At 72.6% G+C, this 15002-nt stretch carries 12 protein-coding genes; 2 read left to right on the top strand and 10 right to left on the bottom strand.

Going from position 1 to position 15002, the window contains the following annotated elements; translation table 11 throughout:
* Window positions 1-54 precede the first annotated feature (54 nt).
* The 10 genes from ABZ951_RS03825 to ABZ951_RS03780 form a co-directional block, all read right to left on the bottom strand.
* Window positions 55-450: a cytidine deaminase gene (locus ABZ951_RS03825; protein ID WP_344088972.1), complete on the bottom strand. Its 396-nt coding sequence runs from the start codon at window positions 448-450 to the stop codon at window positions 55-57.
* Entirely contained in the window at window positions 447-1742 is a 1296-nt protein-coding gene (locus tag ABZ951_RS03820; protein WP_344088970.1) for an ABC transporter permease, read from the bottom strand. Before ABZ951_RS03820 ends, ABZ951_RS03825 begins: the two co-directional genes overlap by 4 nt.
* Window positions 1739-2845: an ABC transporter permease gene (locus ABZ951_RS03815; protein ID WP_344088968.1), complete on the bottom strand. Its 1107-nt coding sequence runs from the start codon at window positions 2843-2845 to the stop codon at window positions 1739-1741. Before ABZ951_RS03815 ends, ABZ951_RS03820 begins: the two co-directional genes overlap by 4 nt.
* The gene (locus ABZ951_RS03810) at window positions 2842-4446 is read right to left on the bottom strand and encodes an ABC transporter ATP-binding protein (RefSeq protein WP_344089210.1); all 1605 of its coding nucleotides are present in this window, start codon (window positions 4444-4446) and stop codon (window positions 2842-2844) included. The genes ABZ951_RS03815 and ABZ951_RS03810 overlap by 4 nt, the downstream gene beginning before the upstream one ends.
* Before the next feature lie 218 nt (window positions 4447-4664).
* Window positions 4665-5699 (bottom strand): BMP family ABC transporter substrate-binding protein, encoded by a 1035-nt coding sequence (locus ABZ951_RS03805; RefSeq protein ID WP_344088966.1) that lies wholly within the window; start codon window positions 5697-5699, stop codon window positions 4665-4667.
* Window positions 5700-5841: 142 nt separating this feature from the next.
* Window positions 5842-7101, bottom strand: coding sequence for an amidohydrolase (locus ABZ951_RS03800; RefSeq protein WP_344089207.1), 1260 nt, complete (start codon window positions 7099-7101; stop codon window positions 5842-5844).
* A 113-nt stretch (window positions 7102-7214) separates the two neighbouring features.
* The gene (locus ABZ951_RS03795) at window positions 7215-8294 is read right to left on the bottom strand and encodes a hypothetical protein (RefSeq protein ID WP_344088964.1); all 1080 of its coding nucleotides are present in this window, start codon (window positions 8292-8294) and stop codon (window positions 7215-7217) included.
* A gap of 10 nt (window positions 8295-8304) precedes the next feature.
* Window positions 8305-9231 (bottom strand): N-acetylneuraminate synthase family protein, encoded by a 927-nt coding sequence (locus ABZ951_RS03790; protein ID WP_344088962.1) that lies wholly within the window; start codon window positions 9229-9231, stop codon window positions 8305-8307.
* A 53-nt stretch (window positions 9232-9284) separates the two neighbouring features.
* Window positions 9285-10955, bottom strand: a complete 1671-nt coding sequence (locus ABZ951_RS03785; RefSeq protein WP_361278811.1) for an NTP transferase domain-containing protein — start codon at window positions 10953-10955, stop codon at window positions 9285-9287.
* A gap of 50 nt (window positions 10956-11005) precedes the next feature.
* On the bottom strand, window positions 11006-12346 hold the full coding sequence (locus ABZ951_RS03780) for a DUF6716 putative glycosyltransferase (RefSeq protein ID WP_361278808.1): 1341 nt from the start codon (window positions 12344-12346) through the stop codon (window positions 11006-11008).
* A gap of 187 nt (window positions 12347-12533) precedes the next feature.
* On the opposite strand from ABZ951_RS03780, the gene ABZ951_RS03775 reads away from it, so the two are divergent.
* Together ABZ951_RS03775 and ABZ951_RS03770 are read left to right on the top strand one after the other, a co-directional pair.
* Complete coding sequence (locus ABZ951_RS03775) at window positions 12534-13520, top strand: glycosyltransferase family 2 protein (protein ID WP_344090638.1); 987 nt, start codon at window positions 12534-12536, stop codon at window positions 13518-13520.
* On the top strand, window positions 13520-14923 hold the full coding sequence (locus tag ABZ951_RS03770) for a polysialyltransferase family glycosyltransferase (protein ID WP_344090625.1): 1404 nt from the start codon (window positions 13520-13522) through the stop codon (window positions 14921-14923). The genes ABZ951_RS03775 and ABZ951_RS03770 overlap by 1 nt, the downstream gene beginning before the upstream one ends.
* The last annotated feature ends 79 nt before the right edge of the window (window positions 14924-15002 follow it).

Raw genomic sequence — 15002 nt, 5'->3', positions numbered from 1 at the left:
CACAACGGCCGGATGGGCCCGGTTCACGAGCCCATCCGGCGTTCAAGGACATTCTTAGCGATTCAGGTCGGCGGGGCCGAACGCGTCCGGCAGGAGCTCCGACAGCGGGCGGACGCCCTGCGTCGTGTCCACGGCCAGTTCGGGCCCGCCGTGCTCCCACAGCAGCTGCCGGCAGCGGCCGCACGGCATGAGGACGTTGCCGTGGCGGTCGCAGCAGGTGAAGGCGGTGAGCTTGCCGCCGCCCGAGGCGATCAGGGCGGAGACCATGCCGCACTCGGCGCAGAGGGTCACGCCGTAGGCGGCGTTCTCCACGTTGCAGCCGGTGACGGTCCGGCCGTCCTCGACGAGGGCGGCCGCGCCGACGGGGAAGTCCGAGTACGGGGCGTAGGCCCGGGACATGGCGTCCCGGGCCTGCGTCCGCAGGTCCTCCCAGGGGATGGGAGAGGTCACTTGCCCTGGCCCTTCAGATAGGGCTTGCCGTTGGCCTTCGGCATCCGCAATCGCTGTGCGGAGAACGAGAGGACCAGCAGCGTGGCCACGTACGGGGTGGCGTCGACGAGCTCCAGCGGCACGGTCTTGGTGAGCGCGTACCAGATGACGAGCGCGGCGCCGACGGCACCGGAGATGATCGCGGCGCGGGGCTTGCCGCCGCGCAGCCGCCACAGGGCGAGGCCGACGAGCAGGACCGCGAGGAGCAGCAGCAGCGCGTGGACGGTCGGGCCGCCGGAGCGCAGCTGGAGGCTGTCCATGAAGCCGAACAGGCCGGCGCTCATCGCGACGCCGCCCGGCCGCCAGTTGCCGGAGATCATCGTGGCGAGGCCGATGTAGCCGCGGCCGCCGGTCTGGCCGTCGGAGTACATGTGGGTGCCGATGGCGAGGAACGCGCCGCCGAGGCCCGCCATGGCGCCGGAGACGACCACGGCCGCGTACTTGTACTTGTAGACGTTGACGCCGAGGGACTCGGCGGCGACGGGGCTCTCGCCGCAGGAGCGCAGGCGCAGACCGAAGGCCGTGCGCCACAGCACGTAGAACGTGCCGATGAACAGCAGCGCGGCGACGATCGTCAGCCAGGACACGTCGGTGACGAGGCCGTCGAGGATGCCGGCGAGGTCGGAGAGCAGGAACCAGTGGTGCTTCTCGATGTCGTTCAGCCAGTCCGACAGGCCGGGGATCGAGAAGTTCGGCATGTTCTCCATGACGGGCGACTGCTTGTCGTTGCCACCCGCCTGCTGGGCCTCGCTGCCCTCCGCGCCGAACCACAGCTTGGCGAGGTATTGCGTGACGCCGAGCGCCAGGATGTTCATGGCCACACCGGAGATGATGTGGTCGACGCCGAAGGTGACGGTCGCCAGGGCGTGGACGAGCCCGCCGAGGGCGCCGCCGATGACACCGGCGAGCGCCGCGGCCCAGGGGCCGTGCTGCCAGCCGATCCAGCCGGCGCTGAAGGTGCCGAGCATCATCATGCCTTCGAGGCCGATGTTGACGACGCCCGCGCGCTCGGCCCACAGCCCGCCGAGGCCGGCGAGGCCGATCGGCACGGCCGCGCCCAGCGCGGAGCTGTACTGGCCCGAGGAGGTCAGGTCGTTGGCGTCCGTGAGCATCCGCAGGGCGGACAGCAGGATCAGCGCACCAGCGATGATCAGGAGGACGACCGGGTAGGAGAGCTTGCGGCGCTCCGGCTTGTTCTTGCCGCTGAGGCCCCCGGAAAGGGAGGCGAGGGCGGCGGTGAAGCTCGTACTCACGCGGAAACCTCCGCCTTGTCGCTCTTACGGGCCTGGGCGGCGAGCTCCTCGCCGACCTTGCGCTGCTGCATCTTGAGGCCGTACCGGCGGACGATCTCGTAGGCGATGACGACGCACAGGACGATGACGCCCTGGATCACGCCGACGATCTCCTGCGCGTAGCCCTCGAATTCGAGCTGGGTGCCGGTGCGGTCCAGGAAGCCCCAGAGGAGGGCGCCGAGCGCCATGCCGATGGGGTGGTTACGGCCCAGCAGCGCGATGGCGATACCGGTGAAGCCGATGCCCGTGGGGAAGTCGGTGCCGTAGTTGTACGAGACGCCGAGCAGGGTCGGCATGCCGACGAGGCCCGCCATGGCGCCGGAGAGCACCATCGAGGTGATGACCATGCGCTTGACGTTGACGCCGCTGGCCTGCGCCGCGGACTCGGACCGGCCGACGGTGCGCAGGTCGAAGCCGAAGCGGGAACGGCCGAGGACGAACCAGTAGGCGAGTCCGGCGAGGGCCGCGACGACGACGAAGCCGTAGAGGGGCTTGGGCTCGGTCGGGATCTCGAAGAAGTGCGCGGAGTCCGGCAGGTAGGGGGTGTGGAGGAAGTTGCCCTCCTTCTCCCCGAGCCGCCCGTCCTGGAGGAAGTAGACGATCACCGCGCCGCCGATGGCGTTCAGCATGATGGTGCTGATCACCTCGCTGACGCCGCGGGTGGTCTTCAGCAGACCGGCGATGCCGGCCCACACGGCGCCCACCAGCATGGCGACGATGATGATCACGGGGATCTGGATGAAGCCCGGGAGGGTCAGCGCACCACCGACGACGGCGGCGAAGAAGGCCGCGATGCGGTACTGGCCGTCGACGCCGATGTTGAAGAGGTTCATCCGGAAGCCGATGGCGACGGCCAGCGCGGACAGGTAGTACGGGGTCGCCTTGTTGACGATCCACACCTGGGAGTCGCTCTTCGAACCGAAGTCGACCATGACCTGGTAGGCGTGGAAGGGGTCCTTGCCGGTGGCGGCGATGATGATCGAGGTGATCACCAGGGCGGTCACGATCGCCAGGACCGGGGCGGCGAAGCCCAGGATCAGCTTGTTCTTGTCGAGCTTCTTCACTGCGAGTCGCCCCCTTCGCGGCTCTCGTCGGCCGGGGTGTCCCCGGCGGCGTCCTCGGCGTGTTCGAGGTGGCCGGTAGCGGCGCCGGTCATGGCCGAGCCCAACTCCTCCGGGGTGATGGTGGCGGGGTCCGCGTCGGCGACCAGGCGGCCGCGGAACATCACCCGCAGGGTGTCGGAGAGCCCGATGAGCTCGTCCAGGTCGGCGGAGATCAGCAGTACCGCCAGGCCCTCCCGGCGCGCCTCGCGGATCTGGTCCCAGATCTGGGCCTGCGCGCCGACGTCCACGCCCCGGGTGGGGTGCGCGGCGATGAGCAGCTTGGGCAGGTGGCTCATCTCGCGGCCGACGATCAGCTTCTGCTGGTTGCCGCCGGACAGGGAGGCCGCGGTGACCTCGATGCCGGGGGTGCGCACGTCGTACTGCTCGACGATGCGCTCGGTGTCGGCGCGGGCGGCCTTGAGGTCGAGGAGGCCGCGCTTGCTGTTGGGCCGCTCGGTGACGTGGCCGAGGATGCGGTTCTCCCACAGCGGGGCTTCCAGCAGCAGGGCGTGGCGGTGGCGGTCCTCGGGGATGTAGCCGATGCCGCCCTCACGCCGCTTGCGGGTCGGCGTGTGGCTGATGTCGGTGCCGTCGAGGGTGACGGTGCCGCCGTCGGGGTCGCGCATGCCCATGATGGCCTCGACGAGCTCGGCCTGGCCGTTGCCCTCGACGCCCGCGATGCCCAGGACCTCACCCTTGTGGATGGTGAAGGAGATGCCGCCGAGCACGGCCCGGACGACGCCGTCGGGGTCGGTGGCCGAGAGCTTCAGGCCCTCGACGGTGAGCATCGGCGTGTCGGTGACCGTCGACTCGCGGGTCTCGGGCGAGGGCAGCTCGCTGCCGACCATCAGCTCGGCGAGCTGCTTGGGGGTGGTCTCGCTGGGCACCGCGGTGCCGACGGTGGTGCCGCGCCGGATGACGGTGATGTCGTCGGCGACGGAGAGCACCTCGCCGAGCTTGTGCGAGATGAAGATGACCGTCAGGCCCTCGGCCTTGAGCTCGCGCAGGTTGTCGAAGAGCGCGTCGACCTCCTGCGGGACGAGGACCGCGGTGGGCTCGTCGAGGATGAGGGTGCGGGCACCGCGGTAGAGGACCTTGAGGATCTCCACGCGCTGGCGGTCGGCGACACCGAGGTCCTCGACCAGGGCGTCGGGGCGGACCCCCAGGCCGTAGGAGTCGGAGATCTCCTTGATCCTCGTGCGGGCCTTGCCGCCGATGCCGTGGAGCTTCTCGGCGCCGAGGACGACGTTCTCCAGGACCGTCAGGTTGTCGGCGAGCATGAAGTGCTGGTGCACCATGCCGATGCCGCGGGAGATCGCGTCGCCGGGGGTGTGCAGGGTGACCTGCTCACCGTCGAGGGTGATGGTGCCCTCGTCCGGCTTCTGCATGCCGTAGAGGATCTTCATCAGGGTCGACTTGCCGGCGCCGTTCTCGCCGCAGAGGGCGTGGACGGTGCCGCGGCGGACCGTGAGGTGGATGTCGTGGTTGGCCACGACACCGGGGAACCGCTTGGTGATGCCCGCGAGTTCTACTGCGGGGGCGGTACTGCTGGACGCTTTGATGGCGCACTCTCCTCGGGGAAGGGAGCGGGAGGAAGCCGGGTTCGGCCGGGCGGGGACCGGCGGACTCCGGCTGGGCGGGGGCGACGCTACCGCGTCGGCGGGAAGCTACGCGCGTAGCTATCGTTCGCGTGGGCGGGCCCGGCGGCAAGGGGGTCTCCCTCGCCACCGGGCCCGGGGTCACGCTGAGCCGTATCGGCCGGCCGGGGCCGGCCCCGGGGTCACGGGGTGGACTTGACCTTGATCTCGCCGTCCGCGATCTTCTTCTTCGCTTCCTCGATCTTGGCCTTGATGTCGTCGATGTGGCCGCCCGAGGTGGACAGCGACACGCCGCCGTCCTTGAGCAGGTAGGCGTGCGGGCCGGTCAGCGGCTTGCCGTCCTTGACGCTCTTGACCAGGTCGAACACCGCGACGTCGACGTTCTTCACGACCGAGGTGAGGATCGAGTCCTTGTACTTGGCCAGGCCCGGCTGCTGGTACGCGTCGGAGTCCACGCCGATCGCCCAGGCGCCGCTCTTGGCCGCGACGGCCTCGATCGAGCCGTTGCCGGAGAGGCCGGCCGCGGTGTAGATCACGTCGATGTCACGGTCGAGCATGCCCTTGGCCTTGTCCTTGGCGGCCGCCGGGTCGTTGAAGCCCTTGTCGTTGCTCGTGTACAGGTACTCGGGCGAGACCTCGATCTTGGGGTTCGTCGCCTTGGCGCCCTGGACGAAACCGGCCTCGAACTTCTTGATCAGCTCGTTGCTCACACCGCCGATGAAACCGACCTTGCCGGTCTTGGACTTCAGCGCCGCGGCGACACCGGCGAGGTAGGAACCCTCGTGCTCGGCAAAGGTGATGCTGTCGACGTTCTTGCCCGGGGCAACCGAGTCGACGACCGCGAAGGTGGTCTTCGGGAATTCCTTGGCCGTCTTCTCGATCGACTTCGAGTAGTTGAAGCCGACGCCGATGACCGGGTTGTAGCCCGCGTCGGCGAGGGAGGTCAGGCGCTGCTCGCGCTCGGCCTCGGTCTCGCCGTTCTTCGCGGTCATCATCCGGTTCTTGATGCCGAGCTCCTTCTCGGCCCGGTCGAGACCGCGGGCGGCGGACTCGTTGAAGGAGTGGTCGTCACGGCCACCGACGTCGAACGCAAGGCCGACACCCTTGCTGCCGCCGTCTCCACCGGATTCGGTCGAGGACTCACCACAAGCGGTGAGGGTGAATGCGAGAGCCGCGGTGGTGATGCCCGCGACAGTGATTGTGGATACCCGGCGCACGAAGGGGCCCCTTCACTCGAAGCGCCTCCGTCGGCGCTGGTTCGCGGGCATCGTAACGCGCGTAGATGCAGATAAAAGGGGTGCTTCAAAGCCGTTATCGGATCGTCGCGAAGCCGCCTTGCCCCGAATGCCGCCGGATTGCCTACAGGTGGCGTCCGTCGAGCAATGCCGCGGCGGTGAAGAACTCGACCCCGGCCTGGATGGCGCCCTCGTCCACGTCGAAATCGCCACAATGCAGGTCACGGCGGGTGTTGTCGCCCACCGGGCGGACCCCGAGCCGGGCCATCGCGCCGGGCACGTGCTCCAGGTACCAGGAGAAGTCCTCGCCGCCCAGGCTCTGCTCGGTGTCCTCGACGGAGTACGGTCCGCGGCGCGCCGTCATGGCGCGCCGCAGGAGGCTGGTGACGTCCGGGTCGTTGACGACGGGCGGCACGCCGCGCACGTAATTGATCTCCGACTTGGCGCGGTGCAGGGTGGCGACCTCGTCGATCGCGGCGTGCACCAGGTCGGGGGCGTCCCGCCAGGCGTGCAGGTCCAGGCAGCGCACGGTGCCGGAGAGCTCGGCGTGCTGGGGGATGACGTTGCACGCGTGGCCCGTCTCCATCCGCCCCCAGGTGAGGGAGAGCCCGGCGCGGGCGTCCACCCGGCGGGCGAGGACCGCCGGGACGTCCGTGGCCACCCGGGCCACGGCGGTCACCAGGTCGGTGGTGAAGTGCGGACGCGCGGTGTGGCCGCCGGGGCCGTCCAGCGAGATCTCCAGCCGGTCGCAGGCGGAGGTGATCGGGCCCTGCTTCAGCCCGATGCGGCCGACCTCGACCTTCGGGTCGCAGTGCACCGCGATGATCCGCCCCACGCCGTCCAGCGCGCCGCACTCGATGGCGTCCAGCGCGCCGCCGGGCAGCACCTCCTCGGCCGGCTGGAAGATCAGCCGGACGGGCTGCGGCAGCTTGCCCTGCTCGGCCAGGGAGGCCAGCACCAGCCCGGCCCCCAGGACGACGGTGGTGTGCACGTCGTGGCCGCAGGCGTGGGCCATCCTGGGGACGGTCGAGCGGTACGGGACGGACTTGGTGTCCGGGATGGGCAGGGCGTCCAGATCCGCCCGGATGGCCAGGATGCCGCGGGCGCTGGTGCTGCGCCGCGCCGCTCCCCCGCCGCCGCCGTCGCGGACGACGTCCCGGCCGATGTCACAGAAGAGCCCGGTGCCGGTGGAGAGGGGGCGGGGGGTGAGCCCGGCCTTCTCCAGCCTCGCTCTGACCGCCGCGGTGGTACGGAACTCGCGGTTCCCCAGCTCGGGGTGCATGTGCAAGTCCCGGCGGAAGGCGATGAGTTCATCGCGCAGCGCGGCGGGGAGCGCACCGGGCAGCTCACGGTCGGCGGTCTCGGCTTCGGCGTCCAGCGGCATCAGATGGTTCACGAACTGAAGCGTAGAGCCCCGGGCCATGCAACTGCCCCCAGATCAAGAAAAGTTCAGCCGCATGGATGGGCCATCCGAAGGGTATGACCAGTATTTACGGCTCAGGGAGCCGTCAGCGGCCTGACCGGAAGTCGCCGCACACCGGGGGCCGTGTCCGTCACCTCGGCCAGGAATCCCTCCGCCCGGGGCGAGGCCCGCTCGGTGAGCCACCCGGGGTCGACGCCGCAGACCGCCACGGTGACACCGGTCCCGGCGAGGGCCAGCGGCAGGGTGTGGACCACGGTCGAGGGGAAGCTCAGGACCGTACGGCCGATCGGGCCGCGGCGCGCGATGAGCTCCAGCGGCAGGTCGGGGCGGACGACCTCCAGGCCGAGGCGGGCCGCGATGCGGTGCAGCTTCTCCGCGCTCTCCCGGCGGTGCGCGAAGTAGCGGGTGGCGCCGTGGGCGCGGGCCAGGGCCGCGACGGCCTCCAGGTAGCGCTCGGGGTCCACGACGCCGGTCTCCACGAGGGAGGTGCCGACGAGGTCCGTCCCCCGGGTGAGCCGGGGCGGCCCGAAGGAGGCGCGGGTCCAGGCGAAGTCGTTGGGGAGCACCTCCACCCCGGGCGGGGCCTGGACCGGCATCGAGGTGAACACCGCAACGCTCCGGCGGTTGTTCGGAGTGAGCCGACGGCGCGCGGAAGCGGACACAGGCGCGAAGGCAAGATCGCGCGCCCCTCGACTGCCCCGGCGGTGCCACCGTACGAGGCGCTCCCCGCGCGCGAGTTGGGAGACGAACTCCATGGTGGCCGTGCCGTCGTCCACGACGACCAGATCGGGCGCCCGGGTGATGGTCAGCAGCAGCTGCACATAGCGCGAGAACGGGTCGCCGATGACGACGCGGCGCGCCCGGCGCAGCGACCCGGCGAGCCCCCCGACCGTCCGCACCGGCGCCCCCGGCCCACCCCGGGCCTCCTCCCAGCGCACCCGGTACCCCTGGCCCCGGGCCAGCTCGGCCATCCGGCGCAGCTGACCGCGTGTCATGGGGTCGTGCGGGGCGAGGACGACGACCACCAGGTCGTCCGCCCCGGCGGCGTACGCCCATTCGAGGACGTTCAGGAGCTGTACGGGGCTCTCGACGAATGCCAGGGTGCGGGCGCCGGCAGGTGGACGGGGCGGCGGGGGCGGTGGGGGCGGGGTCACCGGGGTGCCGTCAGACCGTGACGGGTTCGCGGGCGCCGGCCTGGGCGACGACGCCCGGGACCCGGCGCAGCTTCTTCATCGGGCCGAGCTCGCTCTCGTAGACCTTCTTCACCCCGTCGCCGAGCGACTCCTCGACGACGCGGATGTCGCGCACGAGCCGCTGGAGGCCGCCCGGCTCGACGGAGGCGGCCTGGTCGGAGCCCCACATGGCCCGGTCGAGGGTGATGTGCCGCTCGACGAAGGTGGCGCCGAGGGCGACGGCGGCCAGGGTGGTCTGCAGGCCCGTCTCGTGGCCGGAGTAGCCGATGGGGACGTTGGGGTACTCGGCCTGGAGGGTGTGGATCATCCGGAGGTTGAGCTCGGCGGCCTTGGCGGGGTAGGTGGAGGTGGCGTGGCAGAGCAGGATGTTCTCGCTGCCCAGGACCTCGACGGCGTGGCGGATCTGCTGGGGCGTCGACATGCCGGTGGAGAGGATGACGGTGCGGCCGGTGGCGCGCAGGGCCCGCAGCAGCTCGTCGTCGGTGAGGGAGGCGGAGGCGACCTTGTGGGCGGGGACGTCGAACTTCTCCAGGAAGGCGACGGCCTCGGTGTCCCACGGCGAGGCGAACCAGGCGATGCCGCGGGTGCGGCAGTGCTCGTCGATGCTGCGGTACTCCGCCTCGCCGAATTCCACCCGGTGGCGGTAGGCGATGTAGGTCATCCGGCCCCACGGCGTGTCGCGCTCGACGTCCCACTGGTCGCGGGGGGTGCAGATCTCGGGGGTGCGCTTCTGGAACTTGACGGCGTCGCAGCCGGCGTCGGCGGCGGCGTCGATGAGGGCGAGGGCCTTGTCGAGGTCACCGTTGTGGTTGATGCCGATCTCGCCGGTGATGTAGACGGGGTGGCCGGGGCCGGCGGTCCTGGTGCCGAGGGGCCGGGTGCGCAGGGCGAGGCTCATGTGGGGTGGTTCCTTCGGTTCGGGAGGGACGGGCTGGGGTGCAGGGGGAGGGCTCAGCGGGCCAGGGTCGGGCCGAGGATCCAGGAGGCGATCTCCCGGAGGGCGCCGCTGCCGCCGGGGGCCGTGGTGACGGCCCGGGCCGCGTCGCGGACGGCTCGGTGGGCGGTGGCGACCGCGACGGGCCAGCCGACGAGGCCGAAGCAGGACAGGTCGTTGACGTCGTTGCCGACGTAGAGCACGCGGTCGGGCGCGATGCCGTTCTCGTCGCACCACTGTTTGAGCGCCCGGTCCTTCTGGTCGACGCCGTGCAGGACGGGCACCCGGAGCTTGCGGCCGCGGGCGGCGACGACGGGGTTGGTCTCGGTGGAGAGGATGAGCAGGGCGAGGCCCGCGTCACGCAGGGCGGCGATGCCGAGCCCGTCGCCGCGGTGGACGGCGACGAGCTCCCTGCCGTCCGCGTCGATGAGCACCCGGTCGTCGGTCTGGGTGCCGTCGAAGTCCATGACGACGGCGTCGATCGCGCCGCGGTCGGGGAGGGCGCCCGGGGGGCGGGCGGGGTCGGCGGCGGGGTCGAGCAGGGGGGCGAGGGCGCGGGCCCGGGCGAGGTCGTGCGGATCGTCGATCTCCAGCACGCGGGCGGCGTCGGTGCGCACGAGCTCGGTGCGGCCGAAGAAGCGGTGGCGGGCGGCGCGGAAGCCGTCGGCGCGCATGGCGTAGGCGGCGCCGGTCTCCAGGAGGTCCTGGGGGCGGTCCTGGCGGCGGGGGCGGTGGGAGCGGTCGTGGTTGACGCCGTGGCCTCCGGCGGGGGGCGCCGTGGCCTGGTGGGCCGCCCGGCCCGCCTCGCGCCGGGGGGCGCCGGCCGGGGCCGTGCCGCCGCCCTGCGCTGCGCGGCCCCCTGCGCGCGGGGCGTCGGCCGGGGCAGCGGCCCCGCTCTCCGCCAAACGAGCCGCCGACGGCTCGCCTTCGGCCGGGGCGAACTCGCCTCGGGGCGCCCGACCCTCCGCCGGACGAGCCGACGGCAGCGACTCGGCTCCGACGGAGCCGCCCTCGCGAAGGCCCGTCCACCCCTCCGCAACGCGGGCCGGCGGCGGCAATTCGACTGCGGCCCGATCCCCCGCACGCCGCGGGGCGCACGCCGGGGCAGCGGCCCCGCTCTCCGCCGGACGGCCCAGCGGCAGCGACTCGGCGTCCTCGCGCCCTCGCGCACCCGGCAGGGCGGCGGCAGGCTCGCCCCCGCGCCAGGACTCACCCGGCAACGCACCGTCGGGTTCGCCCGCGCGCCACACGAAGCCGTGGAAGGGAGCCACCGTCAGCGCACTGTCCGCGCCGTCCTCGGCGACGGCCGCGGCCACGGCGTCGATGTCCCCGCCGGTGAGGAAGGGGCTGGTGCACTGCACGAGGAGCACGGTGCCCACCGGGGTGCCGCTCATCGCCTCGAAGGCGTCCAGCGCGTGCAGCACCGCGGCCTCACTCGTCGCGGTGTCGCCCGCGATGGCCGGGGGGCGGTGGACGACCACCGCTCCCGCGCCGCGGGCCGTCGCCGCGATCGCGGGGTCGTCGGTGGAGACGACGACGTCGGTGACCAGGCGGGCGGCCCGGCACGCGCGGACCGCTCGGGCGACGAGGGGGACGCCGCCGACCTCGGCGAGGTTCTTGGCGGGGACGCCCTTCGAGCCGCCGCGGGCGGGGATGACGGCCAGGACGGCCGGGGGGCGGGCGGGCATGCTGGCTCCTTCGTGGGGGCCGGTGAGCGCCGGCGGCCGGGCGCCGGTGCTCACAGCTCCCCCAGGCGGCGGATGACGGGGGCGACGCGCTGGACGCCGTGGCGGTAGGCGCCGCGCGCGGCCTCGCGCACGGCGCGGCGCAGGGCGCCGGCCTCGGCGGGTGCGCCGGCGCGGCCGGGGAGGGGGCGGCCCTCGGGGTCGAGGCCGTGGCGGGCGAGGATGCCGGGGAGGTAGCCGGGGGCGGTCCGTGCCGTGTAGTAGGGGGCGAGCGGCGGGAGGCCGGGGCGGGCGGCGAGGGCGGCGACGCGGCGGCGGGCCGCGTCGAAGGCCGTGCCGTGGGCGTAGGGGCCGTCGGTGGCGACGCCCTGCCGGGCGGTCCAGCCGGGGTCGGGCACGGGCAGGTGGCCGGCGTCGAGCCGGTCCCAGGAGGCGAGACAGCCGGAGCCGAGGAAGTGGTGGTTGCCGAGGCCCTCGCGGATGCCGAGGTCGGTGAGGACGGCGGTGGGGATCGCCCGGTGGAGGGCCTCCAGGGCGGCGGTGGAGCTGACGGTGACGAGGAGGTCGGTGCGGTCGAGGACGTCGCCCATGTGCCCGTACACCAGGCGGCAGTTGGGCGGCAGGCCGCCCGGGAGCTTCGCGGCGAGCTTCTGGTAGGGGTGTTCCTCGATGTGGGTGGTGTGCTCGCCGGGCTTGCTGCGGAGCTTGATCAGGACCTCGCGGCCGGGGTGCAGCCGGGCGTGGGCGGCGGCGCGGCGCAGGAGGTAGGCGCGGTCGGCGCGGCGCTCGGGTACGGAGGGCTGGGCGGCGAACACCACGGTGAACGGGCCGAGTCGGGCTCCCTCGGCGTCGATCACCTTGTCGCCGGCGTCGCTTGTGTCCGCCAGGAACGGCAGGGCCCACTCCGCCACACTGTCCGCAGGGGCCCCCACGCCCTCGTACACCGCGCGGAACCGGTGTGCATCGTCGGGGGAGTTGGCGAGGACGACGTCCGCACCGTGGCGCAGCAGCAGCCCGTCGGCCAGCTTCTCGTAGACGACGCCGACGTAGCCGGTGACGACGACCGGGCGGGCGGGGCCGGTTCCCCAGGCGTGGGCCAGCCCGTGCAGCGCGGCCTGGACCGCTCCGCCGACGCAGGCCAGGACGACGACGTCGTAGCGGCTCCGGTCGGCCGTGCGGACGAACTCCGTCATCGTGACCTCGCGCAGCGTCTCCGCGCGCACCCCGACCTCGGCGAGCTGCCGGCCCGTCGGCGTGGCCCGCCCGCGCAGCAGGCAGCCGTCGAGCCGGGCTCCGGGGGCGAGGCGGTGCGCGGTGAGCGCGCCCCATTTCCACCGGGTGTCGGAGTCGGCGAGCACGGCGACGCGCAGCGGTTTCTCGGTACGTGATGGCACGTCGCCGACGATAGGAATCCATTCGGTTTCGTTGCCCAACGCGAGTGCAACAACCGGTAAACAGCACACCGACGATCGGGGAATCGGCCCGGCAGCGTGCCGGGTTCATCATTCCGCCGTGCTTCGTTCACCTTCGCGCCCGCCCGGCGTCAAGACGAATGCCGGGGGGCCGCCTAATGTCACCGAGGTGGTCAAGCTCTCCGTTATCGTGCCGTTCTTCAATGTGCAGACGTATGCGCCGGACACACTGAGAAGTCTGTGTGCGAATGCCCGTGAAGATTTCGAAATCATTCTCGTGGACGACTGTTCGAGCGACGGTACGCCGGAGCTGCTGGACCGCGCCGAGCGCGAGGTGCCCGGCGCCGTGCTCGTCCGCCACGAGGTGAACGGCGGCCTCGCCACCGCCCGCAACACCGGGCTGGACGCGGCCCGAGGCGAGTACCTCACCTTCCTCGACGGCGACGACTGGCTGGCGCCCGGCCACTTCGAGCGGCTCGTGGCCGTGATCGAGGAGCTGGCGGTCGATTTCGTCCGCACCGACCACGTGCAGTGCACCGGCCGGGCCCGGACCGTCCAGCGGGTGCCGCACGGCCGGCGCGGGGTGGTGCTCGACCCGCGCGCCGCCATCCTCCCCGCCGACCGCTCGACCTCCGTCGACTACCCCTTCGCGTGGGCGGGCGTCTACCACCGGCGGCTGCTGGAGGAGGGCCTGCTGCACTTCACGCCCGGCCTGCGCACCGCCGAGGACCGGCCGTGGATCTGGCGGCTGCACCGCGAGGCGCGGACCTTCGCCGTCGCCGGCCTGCTCGGCGTCTTCTACCGGCGCGGAGTGCCGACGTCGCTCACCCAGATCGGCGATGTGCGGCAGCTGGATTTCCTGCGCGCATTCGATCAGGTCATCGAAGAGACGGCGAAAGACCCGGACGCGGACCGGCTGCTCCCGAAAGCCGTCCGCACCTATTGCGCAATCATTTCCCACCATCTAGGTTCCCTCGAACGATTCGAACCCGACGTGGCCCGGGCGCTGCGGTCGATGAGCGCGTCCGCTCTGCGGCGGATGCCACCGGACCTCGTCAAGGACGCACTGCATTCCATGGACTACGACCGCGCGGCCCGGCTGCGCAGGCTCCGCCGCCGGCCCGCCGCCCCGCGCCCCGTGGGCGGTGCGCTGTGATGCCCGGCCGCCCGCGCACCCAGATCTTTTTGGCGTCGACGCTGTACGGGGCCGCGACGCTCGCCGCCGCGCTGGACGCCGGGTGCTTCTCCCCCGCCGGCCGCAGGCTGCTGCTCGTCGCCAACAGCGCCGCGGTCCCCGAGACCACCCCGTCCCTCGACGCCGCGCCCGGCTTCGAGCTGCTGCGGGAGCGGTTCGACGGGGTGCTGTCCTGGAACGAGACGATCAGCCCCTTCCACCCCTCCGGCTGGTCGCCGCGCCCGGACGACGCGCCGCTGTGGGAGCGGCATTTGAGGCTGCTGTGGGGGCTGGGGTCCGACGACGTGGAGCTTGTCGTGGAGTCCCTCCAGGTCAGCCCGGCCCACGCGCTCGCCCTGTGCTTTCCCGACGCGCCGCTGGATGTCTACGCCGACGGGCTGATGAGTTACGGGCCGACGCGCAACAAGCTCGACCCGCTCGTCGGCACCCGGGTCCGCCGCCTGCTCCACCTGGACCTGGTGCCGGGGCTCGTGCCGCTGCTGCTGACGGAGTTCGGGGTCGAAGCGGAGCTCGTGCCGACGGAGGCGTTCACCGCGGTGCTCGGCGAACTCGCCGCCGCGGCTCCCGAGATCGAGGCGCCCGCGGGTGCCGCGCTGCTGCTCGGCCAGTACCTGTCCGCGCTCGACATCCTCACCCCCGAGGAGGAGGAGCGGCTGCACCTGCGGATGCTGCGCGGCGCCGCCGGGCGCGGCCACCGCGCGGTGGTCTTCAAGCCGCACCCCTCCGCGCCGGCGCGCTGGTCGCGGATGCTGGAGGACGAGGCGGAGCGACTCGGCGTCGAACTCACCGTCCTGGACACGCCGATGCTGGCCGAAGTGGTGTACCAGCGGGCCCGGCCCGCGCTCGTGGCCGGCTGCTACTCCACCGCGCTCCTGACCGCGCGCGCCCTCTACGGGCTGCCGGTCGCCCGGACCGGCACGGACCTGCTGCTGGAGCGGCTCACCCCGTACCAGAACAGCAACCGCGTCCCCGTCACGCTCGTGGACGCGCTCCTGCCCGACCTGGAGGCCCCGGAGGGCTCCGCGGCGGCCCCGCCGGCGGGCGGGGAGCTCACCGGCCTGCTGGCCGCCGTCGGCTTCGCGATGCAGCCGCAGATCTACCCGGCGCTGCGCGAGGCGGCCGAGCGCTACCTCGCGGCCCACCTCGACGCCCGGACCCGCCGCTACTTCAAGCGCCGCCGCCTCACCGCCCTGGCCCTGCCCGGCGCCGTCCCCTCCCAGCTGGCCTTCCTGCCGCGCAACCCGACGGTGCGCAAGGTGGCCCGCCGGGCGCGGGCGGTACAGCGGCGGCTGGCCCGGAAGGCGCTCAGGGCGACCAAGCCGGCGAAACCCGCGAAACCCGCGAAGAGCACGGTGTCGGCGTGACGGCGCCGCCGCTGCCCGGCGTCCGCACAGCCCCGGCGGCCACCAAGCCCCTTCAGAAGCAGCCCCTTCAGGAGCAGGG

Origin of the sequence: Streptomyces sp. NPDC046215 (genome assembly GCF_040646215.1) — a bacterium.
Taxonomy (GTDB): domain Bacteria; phylum Actinomycetota; class Actinomycetes; order Streptomycetales; family Streptomycetaceae; genus Streptomyces; species Streptomyces stramineus.
Note: the sequence above shows the minus strand (reverse complement) of the source record. Positions and strands in the feature narration are given on the sequence as shown.